The sequence below is a fragment of the Pseudomonas sp. LB3P25 genome, from assembly GCF_054897985.1.
Map to the genome: position 1 here is coordinate 1,052,070 of NZ_CM142711.1, position 14,040 is coordinate 1,066,109.

General features: G+C 55.9%; 6 protein-coding genes. 3 read left to right on the plus strand and 3 right to left on the minus strand.

The genetic code is table 11. The annotated features are described in order from the left end of the window. Positions 1-5 precede the first annotated feature (5 nt). The 3 genes from ACYZTW_RS04555 (at position 6) to ACYZTW_RS04565 (ending at position 2,893) form a co-directional block, all read left to right on the plus strand. On the plus strand, positions 6-866 hold the full coding sequence (locus ACYZTW_RS04555; protein ID WP_415766439.1) for a MurR/RpiR family transcriptional regulator: 861 nt from the start codon (positions 6-8) through the stop codon (positions 864-866). A 1-nt stretch (position 867) separates the two neighbouring features. Next, complete coding sequence (locus ACYZTW_RS04560) at positions 868-2,325, plus strand: N-acyl-D-amino-acid deacylase family protein (RefSeq protein ID WP_462003914.1); 1,458 nt, start codon at positions 868-870, stop codon at positions 2,323-2,325. A 199-nt stretch (positions 2,326-2,524) separates the two neighbouring features. Further along, complete coding sequence (locus ACYZTW_RS04565; protein ID WP_462003915.1) at positions 2,525-2,893, plus strand: glyoxalase superfamily protein; 369 nt, start codon at positions 2,525-2,527, stop codon at positions 2,891-2,893. A 12-nt stretch (positions 2,894-2,905) separates the two neighbouring features. On the opposite strand, the gene ACYZTW_RS04570 is transcribed toward ACYZTW_RS04565, so the two are convergent. The 3 genes from ACYZTW_RS04570 to ACYZTW_RS04580 are packed head-to-tail and all read right to left on the minus strand — an operon-like array spanning position 2,906 to position 14,030. Then, the gene (locus ACYZTW_RS04570) at positions 2,906-5,689 is read right to left on the minus strand and encodes an RHS repeat-associated core domain-containing protein (RefSeq protein WP_462003916.1); all 2,784 of its coding nucleotides are present in this window, start codon (positions 5,687-5,689) and stop codon (positions 2,906-2,908) included. Next, the gene (locus ACYZTW_RS04575; RefSeq protein ID WP_462003917.1) at positions 5,686-10,191 is read right to left on the minus strand and encodes a SpvB/TcaC N-terminal domain-containing protein; all 4,506 of its coding nucleotides are present in this window, start codon (positions 10,189-10,191) and stop codon (positions 5,686-5,688) included. The genes ACYZTW_RS04570 and ACYZTW_RS04575 overlap by 4 nt, the downstream gene beginning before the upstream one ends. Continuing rightward, positions 10,188-14,030: a Tc toxin subunit A-related protein gene (locus ACYZTW_RS04580; protein ID WP_462003918.1), complete on the minus strand. Its 3,843-nt coding sequence runs from the start codon at positions 14,028-14,030 to the stop codon at positions 10,188-10,190. Before ACYZTW_RS04580 ends, ACYZTW_RS04575 begins: the two co-directional genes overlap by 4 nt. Positions 14,031-14,040: the final 10 nt, after the last annotated feature.

A 14,040-nucleotide genomic window follows, 5' to 3' on the forward strand; every position in this document is an offset into this window, starting at 1 on the left:
CCGCCATGGACATCCTCTACCAGATCCGCGCCCGTCAGGATTCCTTCAGCGCGGGTGAAGGACGCATCGCTCGGCTGATGCTCGACGACGTAGGATTTGCCTCCGCCGCCAGTCTCGATGAGCTGGCGCTGAGAGCGGAAGTCAGCACCGCCACGCTCTCGCGTTTTGCGCGTACGGTCGGCTGCCGCGACTTGCGTGATCTGCGCCTGCAACTGGCCCAGGCCAGCGGTGTCGGCAGCCGTTTTCTCGACCCTGCGAGTGCGCCCGAGCAGTCGGCGTTTTATGGGCAGATCGTTGGCGATATTGAATCGACCTTGCGCCAGCATCTGTCGGCGTTCGACGAGTCGCGTTTCGCCGACGCGGTAAAACTGCTGGGCAAGGCGAGGATGATTCACGCCTTCGGCATGGGCGGCTGCTCGACCTTATGCAGCGATGAGTTGCAAGTGCGGCTGGTGCGGTTCGGCTACCCGATTGCGGTGTGCCACGACCCGGTGATGATGCGTGTCACCGCCGCCAGCCTCGATGCCGAACGCGCAGTCATTGCCTGTTCGCTGACCGGCATCACGCCCGAACTGCTCGAGGCCGTCGAGCTGGCGCGCAGCTACGGCGCACGAATTCTCGCCATCACCCGGGCCGACTCGCCGCTGGCGCAATTGGCTGATGTGCTGCTGCCGCTGCAAGGCGTCGAAACCTCATTCATCTACAAACCCACGGCGGCGCGCTACGGCATGTTGCTGGCCATCGACGTACTTGCCACCGAGCTGGCGCTGGCCAATCCTGAAGACAATCAAGAGCGTCTGCGGCGGATTAAACTCGCCCTCGACGATTACCGCGGCGGCGACGATCACTTGCCGCTGGGAGACTGACATGATGTACGACACGCTGATCCGCAACGCCCTGATTATCGATGGCAGCAACGCCCCCGGTTATCCCGCCGACGTGGCGATTCTGAACGGCCGCATCGAGCGTATCGGAGACTTGCACGATGCCTGCGCCACCGAAGAAATTGACGCCGCCGGCCGCGTGTTGGCGCCAGGCTTCATCGACGTGCACACCCACGACGACACCGTGGTGATCCGCCAGCCACAGATGCTGCCCAAGCTCAGCCAGGGCGTGACCACAGTGATTGTCGGCAACTGCGGGATCAGCGCTTCGCCGGTGAGTTTACGCGGCGATCCTCCCGACCCGATGAACCTGCTCGGCACCGCAGCTGCGTTCGTTTATCCGAGGTTCAGCGACTACCGCGCAGCCGTCGAAGCGGCAAACACCACGCTGAACGTGGCCGCACTGGTCGGCCACACGGCGTTGCGCAGCAATCACCTCGACGATTTGTTCCGCACTGCCACTGCGGATGAAATATCCGCGATGCGCGAGCAATTGCGCGAGAGCCTTGAGGCCGGTGCCTTGGGCTTATCCACGGGGCTTGCCTACGCCAACGCGTTCTCGGCTTCCACCGATGAAGTGATGCAATTGACCGAAGAGCTGAGCGCGTTCGGCGCGGTTTACACCACGCATTTACGCAGCGAATTCGAACCGGTGCTGGAGGCGATGGACGAGGCATTCCAGATCGGCCGTCATGCGAAATCCCCGGTAATTATTTCCCACCTGAAATGTGCGGGCGCCGGTAACTGGGGGCGGAGTCCGCAACTATTGGCATCGCTCGAAAACGCGGCGAAAACCCATCCTGTGGGCTGTGATTGTTATCCCTATGCGGCGAGTTCTTCGACGCTGGACCTCAAGCAAGTCACCGACGCTCATCGCATTACCATCACTTGGTCAACGCCGCACCCAGAAGTGGGTGGCCGTGACCTGATGGACATCGCCGCCGAGTGGGGCGTGCCGCTACTTGATGCCGCTCGCCGATTGCAACCGGCCGGCGCGGTGTACTACGGGATGGATGAGGCGGATGTACGAAGAATCCTCGCGCATCCGCTGTCGATGGTGGGCTCTGACGGATTGCCGGAAGACCCGTTTCCGCATCCACGCTTGTGGGGCGCATTCCCACGCGTGCTCGGACATTTCAGTCGCGACGTCGGACTGTTTCCGCTGCACACCGCCGTGCACAAGATGACAGGGCTCTCTGCAGCACGATTTGGTTTGAAGGCGCGTGGCGAAATCCGTGAAGGGCATTGGGCGGATCTGGTGTTGTTCGATCCTGAAACGATTCGCGATGTCGCGGACTTCAATGATCCGCAACGGGCGGCGGAAGGGATTGACGGGGTGTGGGTCAACGGTGTGTTGAGTTACAGCGATGGCCAGGCGAACGGCAGAAGGGAAGGGCGGTTTCTGGCGCGGGAAGGAAATTTGAGTAAAGGCTTTCATTGATCGCATTGACGCTAAAAGATCGCAGCCTGCGGCAGCTCCTACAGGGAACGTATTTCAATGTAGGAGCTGCCGCAGGCTGCGATCTTTTGATCTGCTCCGAGTAGTGGCACATTGCAATTAAAGAAAGCCGTCACCGAGCCGAAGTGCTGACATCCATCCCAACTACAATGGGGTGTCTTATCAGTCTGGGAGCAACTCCATGAGCTTCGGTAAAACCACCCCGATCCTGCGGATTTTCGATGAAATCAAGGCAGTGGAGTTCTACGTCGACTTCCTGGGATTCAAGATCGACTGGCAGCATCGCTTCGAACCCGGTTTTCCGCTGTACCTGCAAGTCTCTCGCGGCGAATGTGTGCTGCACCTCTCCGAGCATCACGGTGACAGCACACCGGGCTCGGCGCTACGAATCGAGACCGATGAGCTTGAGGTGTTCCAGCAGCAATTGCTGGCCAAGGAATATCCCTTTGCTCACCCGCAGATTCAGGCCATGCCCTGGGGGAGCCAGGACATGACCATCAGTGATCCGTTCGGGAATCGATTGGTATTTACCAATGCGATCTGTGTGTGAAGCGCATACCTGCTACGAGTTGGGGCTCCGCATGTAAAGGGCCCTGGACGACTGCATTGATTGTAAGTGCGCCGGATAGTCGATGGGAGCGAGTCGCCCAGTGGGGATGTTGATGTCCCTGGGGATCAAGACATTACAGTTCATGCACGTGGGGAAATCGGTTGCTTGCTGAGAATCGGCAACGCCCTTCAGACGTTGCGTCATCACAAATATGTTTTCAGGCAGGACGCTGGCGCTCGATGGACGATTGAGCAATGCGTTCCTGCTCCGGACTTCTGCATGACGTCCGGGAGTACCCGACCTGATGGGGAACAAGTGTCCGGAGTTTCCCAAATGGTCGCGAATATCCCGAGCCAGAGTCGAGTGAAGGCTTACGTCACCCTGATTGGCATAATCTTGTTCAACCTGGGCCATGTAAGTCTCTGGCCGGGTGACTTCAAAGATACCCAAATCCGCTGGCCCGGTTGATGGGGGGAGCGGATTGCGATAAATGACGATCCCGGGATAGGGCGTGTCCCCCAGATGTTCAGGGAAGTTGAAATGCTCCCAGGACGAAAAGCTACCGGTTGCCGTAGTGACCGCTGCATGTGCGGTGTACTCATTCAGTTTATTTCTTGAATACGTTTTGAACGTTGGATTGGCGGCTTCGATTCCGGCGATTTCTCTGCGTGTCACAGGATGCGTCTGAGGGGGAGATAGCGCTTGCCGCGCGGTCAATATCGCTGCTTTTGCGTTTGCAAATTGTCTTGGGGCATCGGTCATCGAAACGGTTTTCACCGAAAACTGGTCGTAGTAGCTCTGAACCACTGGCACATGTGCCAACTCAGCGCGCACGAGCCCTTGTGTATCGACAAATCTCACCGGGTTGTTCCCCACCATGCAATACAGATTCAACCCGTCAGCCGTACCCGCCGGGTCCGGATTGATCCATCGTTGCAACCATGGCGCGTAATACCGTTGGCCGTAGTAATACAGCCCACTGGCATCACGCTCTTTGCCCGAGTAGCGAATGGTTCTGTAATTCGCTTCCAGCGCGTTACGGGCGGCTCGCCACGCAGTGCCGCCAAACGGGTAGTAGCCTTCCTCGCTGATCAAATTTCCTTCAGCATCCAGTTCCATCGAGTTGGACCCAAGGTGGTCGTCAAAGCTGTAACGTATAGCGTCATTCGTGATGGCTGAAGGCGTTCCCCGGCTCCAATGCAGACAACGTACGTTGCAATTGCCTGCCTGGACGCTGATAACCTCGAGATTTTCCCTGTCGCTTACACGGAGTTCCAAGCCTGGTAGGTAGATGACGTCACAGCATTTGGTGATGGTGTGTGCCTTTTTGGTTTGTCGCTTGCGAACGCGCTGACCGTTGCCATCGTAGAGGTACGTTTGCGTATCTGCTTCTTGCTCTGTTCGTTCCAGTAACGTCACGCGGTGCAATCGGTTACGCGTGTCCCACTCCAGAGGTTGGCCTGTCTGTAGTGATTGCAGATTTCCGTTGGCATCGAAGCTGTTTGCAAAATCGGGTTCAGGATCACTCGTTTTCCATGGCAGTCCACGATTGCTGTTCACTTCGATACGCATCTCACGCGTGTAATTGTTCCCCTCACGCTGATGTTGCAGCCTGATCAGGTTTCCACGGTCGTCATAGGTGTAACGCTGAGTGAAATTGAACAGTCGGCTGCGATCGCCCGGGCTCGGCGACCAGTCGGGAAGTGCAGTATGAATGCTTGCCCCATCGTCTTCGCGGCCCGAAGCCTGGATGAGTTGATAAAGGCTGTCGTACTTGTAAATGCTGACGGGCGTTACGCGTTGGTTAGCGTTGTGCTGTTCCGGTTTGCTGCGGTCTTCGACATTCAATACATTGCCGACAGCGTCGTAGGCATAGTGCAGATTTTGCAGAACACGCCCCCCGGAACGCGCGGTTTTCCACTGAGTCATGCGCCCACTTTGAGGCCTGTAAAGCGCCGTACTGGTGATCTTTCCGCCCAACGTCCGGGATTCGATCTGCCCTTGTGCGTTATAGCCGGCCTGATCGAATATCAGACGTTGTTCAGTGGCACCGTTGAGTTGCAGAGTGACTTTATTGAGCTGCCCGGCAACATCGAACCAGAAGCGTTGCGTATGACCTTTGGCATCCGCCTGTTTAAGGACTTCGCCAACCGGTGCGTACTGCCAGGTGGTGGTGTAGCCGGATCCGCTTTCGAGCAGATCATCCCGTTTGGCGGGTTCTTCGGGCCAGCCCGTTGTTTGTGGGTCTTTCAGCAAAAGTCGTGTTTCGCGCAGCAGATTCCCCGTCAGGTCATACTCGCCAAGGAGCCGTTTACCAGCCGTATCGTCATGACGAATCAATCGGCCACACAGATTTTTTTTCGCAGAGTCGGTTGAGCTGTCTGCATAAGTAAAACGTTCGGTGGCTTGGCTGGTTTTTTCTTTGCCTTTTTCGTAAATGACCGTGGGGCGTAACTGATTGTCATAGTGCGTTTTACGATGACTGCCCCGAGAGTCCCAGTTTTCCAATGCTTGTCCTGCCTCGCCGAACAGCGTCAGGCGCCAACCTGCGTCAATGCTTTTTGTTAACAGCAACGCACCCGACAGGCTGCTGACCTGCGTTGATTCCGCTGTTTTCACGCTGTCACCGCTGTGTTGCTTGGTAATTTGGCCATTGATGTGGTGCGGGTAACGAGTAATACGCACCTGAGGCTGAGGGATGGCGTCATTGCACAAGTAGGTGACTTCGCGAACCCGAAGGCCACGACCATCGACGACGTTCAGTGTCGGGGTATTGCTATGAATATTGATGCTCATACGTCGCCTCCCTGTGTAGTTGAAGGGTCAGGCTGTGTGTCGTTCTCGTCTTCAGTAATGGAGTACCAGGGGTGGTAGGTGTGCCGACGTTCGTCGCCGTTAGCATTGATGATACGAATGAGCCGGCCCAGCGGGTCGTGGAAATGTTGATCGAAAAGTTTCGACTGGTGTAAGGACTCATTGTCGATGTACCGATGACGGTCACTGAAACAGGGGCGGTAGGTACGAGTCACCAAACCCTTGGAGTCGTATTCGATGCGTTCACTGACGCGCCAGCGGTGATTGACTTCACTTTTTTGCGCGGTGTCTTTCACCTGCTTCTGAGTGCTTTCTTCATTGATGATTGTGGCTGCACCTGACTCGGCTTTTTGTTTGATTTGTAGCTGTCGACCAAAACCATCCTGGTAGACGACAGCGATACGGGTCTGCTTTTCGGCATCGGTGGGGTATCTGTCCGCCTGCATCATTGCGTGGTAAACCGGTTCGCGCTGCGCGCTAGCGATGAGCTTCTGAAGTTCTTGCTCGTCAGCTGTCTTCTTGGTTTTGAGGCCGGACAGGCGAGTACGAGTACTGGCACAAACATGCCCACCGGGCAATAGATCGCCACGTGTCACCGCTTGTTTGCACACGTCTTGTTCTGGTTTGTTTTTGGCTTCAACTTGCCCCATCCAGCTCAGCGAATTGTAGAACCAGACGCTGGCGACATTCTGGAGCGCCTGGTCCGGGTTTTCGATGGCGAGATCAGGCCGGCCCTCGTAACGACGGATGTACGTGGACAATGGCTTGAAGCCGATATATTCACCGTCGATGCTTTTGTAATGGCTGACGGCTTGAACGCGTCCGAATGGATCGTACAACGCTTCCCGGACAATGCCATTGGGGTCGGTGATCTGGGTGGGCTGGAGTGTTCGGTAGTCAATATTTGATGCTGTGGTGGCGCAATCGTCTGGCAGTTTGACGCGGGTGGTCAGGCAGTAATAAGGGTCGTAGGTAATCGCTGTTGGACCCAGCGACTGGCTTTCTTTGAACGTCTGCACTTTAAAGAAACCATCCGCTTTTTCGTAAGTAGCAAAATGGCGTCGTACCGACCAAAGTTTGCTTTTTTTATCCCACTCGGCGTCAGGCGGTAAGGCGATGGGCATTTTTTTGTAGCCACCGTCCTCGAGTTGCCTGGTCATATCAAAAGTTGCTGAGTCCGATGGAGCTTTGAGCCTGTCATAGACCTTCAATGCCACGTCATTGAGCTCGGCTATTTCCAGGTGATCCACCAACGCTTCGACACTGGCGCTTCCATCGGTATAGGTGTCTCCTGTGTCTGGTTTTCTGTAACGCATGAGCGACAGGCCAGTCATGACTTTCCTGGTGTTCCATGACGCTGAGGTGATTAGCTGAAGCAGGTTTTCATAATTGATGGCTTTGGGTTCCAACCCCCCAGCCACAGGCGCCTTGGGCAGTTTCAATGCATTGGTTCGCTGTAGATAACGCAGACCCAGGCGCCAGGCCTGAGGTGTGACAACGTGGATGAATTGAGCCTTTGTTTCGTTCACGTAGTAAAACTGTTGGGCTACATCATGGTCATCTCCCCACCATTTTTTCTGCCAGATGTCTGTAAACGGTGAGGGGTCCTGTTTCCTTTTACGTCGTGCGTAACTGATCTCCAGGCTGTGGGTGAGGTGGCCGTAGGCGTCCCATTCCAGATTGATCGAATGAGTGCAGCGAGGATCATCGGGGATGCGTTCGTATTGATAACTTATGGACTCCGCCCTCAAGGGATGCACGATGGAATAGGGGCTGTGTTTATCCAGACTCCGAAGCTCGCGTATCAGATAACGGTATTGTTCTACCGAATAGGGATGGTTTGCCTTCGGGTCCATGTCCTGACCGTAAATCTCTACCCGCAACGGGCGTCCGTTCAACGCTCTGGCGAACTCACGGCGCCGGGCAGGGGTGTTGTGGACAAGGCCGTCAAGGGACGACTCAAGCTCATGGTTTTCGCTCATTTGCAGCACGGTGGGGCTGAGCGGAACGGCAGATGCATCGCTGTGGTTGTAATCCTGATTGACCAGGTCTATTTCTTCACCGGTGTGGAACCAGGTCTTGGTCAGTTTCGTGACACCCGTGACGGACGGGCTATCGGTTTGCTGGAGCAGACCGAACCCCTGAAACATTCGCTCGCCGCTATCGTAGACGCCCCGTCGATACTTGAATCGTTGGGTTAATTGAGTGTCCGTGACTTCATCGAATTGAGTCTGTTTTTTGACAAGATGCACTGCAAAGGGAAGGCGTGAGATCGCTGGTTGGTTGTTCTGGAGTAAATGTTCTTTTTCGTCCAGCCACTCTTGTGCAGAGCTGCGATAACGAATGCTGCCACTGGCACCCATATTGTTATTGGTCGTATTGAGCAGGTAGGGCTTCTTTTCAACAAAGTCATATCGCCAATGCCGTTCTACCTCCCCCGGCAGGCTGAAAACCAGGCTGGAGCAGCCAAGCCCCTGCAGATCGGTAGCGCTGACCTGGCAGAATCGGTCATAACGCAGGCCTTCGGGCCATGGCAAAACGACCCCCCGATGCAGACTATTGCCTCCCCTGTTCATAAAAATGCGCGCACCCTCCGCTTGCAAATAGATCAGGTCGGTAGCACCCGAGCCGTCCAGATCGGCCAATAGAATGCGTGATGCGTCAAATGCCTCGTAGGTGAAATCAAGGGTGGCGATAACCCGGCCCTTTGCGAAGCGTCCGCGACCCAGGTTGGGCCAGCATTTCACTTCGTTGTGGCGGATACGGATCAGGTGTTGTTGGCCGCTGCCCAGAAAATCGCTGAAAGCGACCAGTTCACCGCGAGTGTTGCCAGGCACTGGCAAGTCATCCTCATCATCCAACCGTGACACTTCGATTGAGGGCGCGAACCGGGCGGTTTTCTGGTGGGCATACAGTCGAACACTGCGCGGGCCCAGCATTATCAGGTCGCTGAGCCCGGCTCCCATCAAATTAGCCAACTGTCCTTGAGGGTTGAAGAACTCTGCTGGAACGGCGGCAAATGAAGTGAAGTTCGACCATTTGCCATTGGGACTCAGGGTGAAAAAACCACTGAGCCCGGGTCGCATCACGATCCAGTCCGGACGACCGTCACCGCTGATGTCACCCAGAAACTGTCGAAGGGGTTTATTGCTATCGGCCAATGGTATTTCTGGCAGCTCATGCCATTGTGCGTAGGTGACGTGGTCCGTTCCCTTCTCATCTCGTAACGGTTGGCTGTAGCGCCAACTTTTGTCCGTTTGGTGAAGTACTCCAGGCAGCCCCTCTCCCAGCAAATCTACAAATTGAAAACGCTGACTGTGGTTGAGACTGGACAACGCATCGAAGGCTTTGTAACCGTCAGCGTCAGGTTTCAGAGTGAAATGGGTGTACGCGAACTCAAGCGGCGGTTGGTAGCTGCCTGTTTCTTTGCCACAGGATTGGGGCAACGCAGCACTCAGGCAGCTGTAGGATTGAGCGCTGGCATGGTACTGAAGCAAGACGCGACGAACCAACACCGGCTCTTTGCCCATGGACGTTTCATTGGGGAAGTAATGAAACATCAGGACTTGCCGGCACAAGTACCGAGTCCCTAATTCAAAACCGTAAGCGAATTCCGAGAATGGATCACCGCGTACAGACCATGCGGGAGTCGTTCTGTAGTCGGGCGTCTTATCGGGTGTTGCGTTGACCTCGTCGTAGTCGAAACGCAGTTCGAAATGCCACTGTTGATCCTTGAGGCCATCGATTTTGCACAGGTACAACTGTGAATCGGCTTTGAAATTGCCATAGCGCACGCGGCTCGGATAACGCTGGGCACGGTAATCGGCAGGGCCCGTGTTGGGCTCCTTGTCCGTGGCGTACTCATAAACAATATGTTCGCCATGAGCATTCATGCTTTCTTCGAGCAACCATTCGGCGACCCGCACCGGTGCGTCGGGATCTGCGCGACGTGCCGACGGTGTCTTTCCGTACACGTGCTGGCTGCCGTCGGCAGTATGTATCAGCCAGAAGCCGGGTTTGTCGGTGGCGCTGGACCAGTGTTCGATCAAGTCGAAATCGGCTTCGATCCGGGGGCGGTAGCGCACCACATCATGCTGCACCTGTTGTTCGCCGACACCGCACGTTTTATGAGTGGATTGGATTGCCCCCGTCGTTTTGTCCCGTTCAGGCAGCCACACTGCGCCACTGGGGCCGACGAACAGATCATCGTCGGTGTAGGCCGGGACGCCCAGGTGGGTACGTCGTGCGACAGTCGTCAACGACAGTGTCCAGCCGAGACCGAACATACCGTTGCCTTGAGCACTGCTGTAGCGCAATGCCAGGGCCGGAGCATATCCGCGCCCAGGTGACACCGGCAGCGGGATCTCGCAGGTGGCCGTACCGCTGGAGCCGACGGCGCCCAAGCCGTGACCAATGCCTTGAATCGCACCGCCGCCCTTGGGCAGGGTCGCAGGGGTGACGTGTATATCGGCTTGTTCGTTCATTGCACACCTCCATTGGCCCTGGCGGTGTACTGCACGTGCACGATGATGTCGGTCAGTGATTCGAGCATGCTTTTCTGTGCGGCAGGATTGGGGAACGACAACTGCCATTTCGATATGGCGCCGGTGTATTCAAAAGGCAGGTAGCGGTCGTCCTGAAAGTTCAGCGTGAACAGACCGTTGTCGTCGATACCCGTCGACAGGGCGATTTGCTGATTGGCCCGTAGACTTTTCATGACCGTCTTGTCGGTGCCGGGCATGACGACTTCGCTGCTCGTCTGGGTCAGCGTGGCACAGATATCTTCATAAGGGCCGAGGATGGACGGCAACGAAATACTGATGCGCCTGATCCGGCGCAGACGGTGCCCCGGGTAATCGTTTTCAAACAGGCTCTGCGTCAATTCAAACTCGCACGAGCCCGTGTCGACCAGTAGGGACTTGATCCCTTTAATCGGCGTTTTGTCCGCTGCGGGCGTATCGTCCCAGGGTTTGTTTATCGATGGCGAAGGCGTGTCCGTGACGTTTTCCTTGATCTCTTCCTTTGCGTGGAGCCGGCGTAACGACACGGTCTTGCGGATTTCCAGCTCGCGCTCGTTGCCCAGCAGATAGGCGTTTTTCATCTTCATCAAGCCCAACTTCATGCGCTCACCGGGGCCGAGCCCACGGTAGGTGCTGTTCCAGGTCTGGTGCTGGAAGAACGGCTGAGTGGTGTGGTCGGCGGTCTCATAACGCCAACTCCGTTCGGTGAACTGGCACAGAGAGAACGTTGAGTCATACGCCTGGTAGTAGAAGCTGGAGAGTTGATGGGTGAACCACTGGTAGAGCTGTGAGTTGGTGAAGCGCTGGCTGAGAAAATCGTAGGAGGTCCGGGCTTGATCCAGAGACGTTTGAGTCTGTTGTAACAGCAGTTGTGAAGCGGTCTCTCGTTCGGTCTCCAGGGCTAGTTGCGCATCGATCTGGGCGATTTCGAGTTTTGCCTGGTCGCGGGCGAGCGTCCAATCTTGATGGCGGCGTCGATATTGCGCGGCACGCTCAAGGGCTTCGCCTGCGCCATAGGCCGCGGTTGCTACGCCTTGGGCCATGGCCATCATGGCAAGCGGGCCACCCTCCAGGCGAGCCCCGCCGTCTGCCAGGCCAAATATGTTGGGAACCACCTTCAGACCCTGGCCGCCTGCATGAGCCGCATGGGCGCCTGCTTCAGCGATCCGCCCCTCTAGATGGAAAGCGCAGGCCGTCACTTCTTCCTGATTGACGATCTCATTAACCAGTTGACTGTAGTAATCCCGACGGCATTCAACGATGGCTTTACTGGCCAGTAATGCTTCCCGGGTTTTCTGGTCGATCTTCAGGGCCTGGGTCTGCAGGTCTACCGCAATGCTCGCGATATCCCAGATGTGCTGCTGCTGAAGCTCTTGATAACTGGCCTGCTCGCTACGTTCGATGAACGACATCAGCGTTGCACCGAACTGAATCACCGTGTCTACCGCACTCATGGCATGGGCATGCAGGGCACTGAAACGGTAAGGCGGGATCTCTGTGCCCAAACGCTGGGCCATGCCGGGCTCCGCAGCGCGAGAGGGATTGGCGCCGAGCTGATTGCCTGAAACGGCTGGAGTCGTAAAGAGCTCAAGCCTCAGGGGGCGACCCACAATATCGAGATGATGCCTGAGGTTGTGCAGGCGACTTTCGAGTGTCTCCCAGCGTGGGAACAGGACGGGGTTGAAGGGCAAACGCGAATGCGGCGCGTCAATCGCATGCGCAGAATGTGAATGGACATAAGGGCGAATACACAGTTCAGGGGCCAGTCCTGGTGCGACGGTTGTCGGTTGGTGTTTGCCGTCTTCACCCAGTTTTTTTTCAAACTCACGGAGTTTTTTGTTGGGCTCCTCACTGAATTTTTTCAACGTGATTGCTGCCCATAGATCGGTTTGCCTGACATCCGGTCGTGGGCCCAACAGGTTCTGTGCGCGCAGATACCAGAGCTTCGCGTCGGTCAGGCTGTCAGGGGTCAATTCGCGATACGCGGCGTCGCCGCGATTGAGCAGAATGTCGATGTAAAGCACGTACAAGGCTTTGCGAAAATGCACGGGGTGACTCAGTGCAATCTGGTGCGGATCCTGTGGCCCCTGGAGGGCGTAGCTGGATTGGCCGGGCTTGGGAATGCGGGTGATCAGTGGCACCGCGTTCCAATAGTCAGGGTTACTGTCACTGACTGCTTTTCGGGCGGGATTGAACAGGCAGTGCAACCAGCGCTCGGCTTCGGCGTATTGGCGCTCCTGGTTGAAACGGTGTGCCACCAGCCAGGGAAGGTAGAGAAACAGTTCGACGAAGTAGCGACCGTAGGCGCCGTAGAAATCCAGTTGCTCAGACGGTTTACCACTCTCGAAGGGCGGCTCTTGCAGATGCTGAGAGGACCAGCTCAGCAACGAGTCCATACTTTCTTCTGCGCGCTCGATCAGGTGCCTGGCGAAGGTGATGTTCATCCGGATGGGGTGGCGCGGCTGGTTTTTTTGAGCCTCGCTATTTTTTATTCCAGACTCATTAAAGTCGATGAAGTCTGTCGTACCTAACGTGGTGTCCGTCAGGGATTTGATACGAGGAGTTTGCGACGAGGCTGGTTGGAAAATGGACTGGAGCATTTCCGGCCTGGAGGATGGCCAGCGCTCCAGAAGCGCAATAACCGTCTCGTCTTTCTCGGCATTCAGTTTCGTGCGAGGCGTTACTTTTGAAGTGATCAAGGCATCCTTGTCGATAGCGAGCGACATGCAGAAATCGACAAATGGAATACTAAAATCTTCACGCTCAAATTCACCGATATGCAAAACGACGCAGAGTGAAGAAGTCGATTGATCACAGGTAGCAATGGTGCGAGTGATTCCCTTCAATTCCGTTAAGGTCATGCCGTTAATTGTTTCGGCCAAACAGTAACCTTGCACGCAGGTCTGCGGCGTACTCCAGCTCCCGTCATATTTCTTGAAACACATGTTCAGACGAAACAATGGATTGGTTTTGTCCTTGTTATCTTCATGGGTCGTTTGATCATGAAAGATGCATTCAGCCCAGATCACATATAAGCGATTGTTGAACATGACCGGGCGAATAGTGTGTTCGAGGGTGCTTTCGGAAACAGGCAGATTGATGCGGTGCCAGTCGGACCATGCTTGTGGTTCAGGTGCATCATATTTGGCAGACCGGGAGCCGGGTACGACGGGGCGACACGCCATGTCCAGCGAACGCCAATACCACGTATTGGCAGCACGGGATTTGGCAATGAAGTAATAGGTGCTGTTGGCGAAATCGGTTCCATCGATGTAGCCATTGACGATTTCAAGATTGGCCACTTCCTCCAGTCTGGACAGATAGGCCAGCACGGCCGTTTGCACGGACTCGGCAGTGAGCTGATTACGGTTGAGGTCATTTTCCAGTTGCGCGAAGCTTTCGGTTCTGGTCTTGCGAAGCGTCGGATCAAGGTACGCCGCCGGGAAATAGTACAGGCGCTGATTAGCTGTCCAGGCCTGGTAGTGATGCATGACGGTGCGCCAGGTTTCGACTTGATCGGTTGGAATCTGCGCGGCGTGATACCCCGGTTCCATGTTGGCCAGAATGTTGTTGATGTATTGCTGAAGGCTCGCAATGGCGCAGGCGACCAGACTGGTCGGCACGTCTTGGCTGACCAGCACATCAAGCAACCAATAGTGGTAAAGGTCGTCGGCCGTTTTGAGATGCTCTGCGATCTTCAAGGCGTTCAGTGTTTCGTCTTGCGGCGCGATCGCTGACAGATAGAGCCCGAGTTGCGCATCACGCAGGCTTTCACTCAGTTGTTTTTCAATAGCTGTAGACATGTTCATTCCT

Coding starts and splice junctions, on each gene's coding strand:
- ACYZTW_RS04570 (WP_462003916.1), bottom strand. CDS start 5,689: ATGAGCATCAATATTCATAGCAATACCCCGACACTGAACGTCGTCGAT.
- ACYZTW_RS04580 (WP_462003918.1), bottom strand. CDS start 14,030: ATGTCTACAGCTATTGAAAAACAACTGAGTGAAAGCCTGCGTGATGCG.
- ACYZTW_RS04575 (WP_462003917.1), bottom strand. CDS start 10,191: ATGAACGAACAAGCCGATATACACGTCACCCCTGCGACCCTGCCCAAG.
- ACYZTW_RS04560 (WP_462003914.1), top strand. CDS start 868: ATGATGTACGACACGCTGATCCGCAACGCCCTGATTATCGATGGCAGC.
- ACYZTW_RS04565 (WP_462003915.1), top strand. CDS start 2,525: ATGAGCTTCGGTAAAACCACCCCGATCCTGCGGATTTTCGATGAAATC.
- ACYZTW_RS04555 (WP_415766439.1), top strand. CDS start 6: ATGGACATCCTCTACCAGATCCGCGCCCGTCAGGATTCCTTCAGCGCG.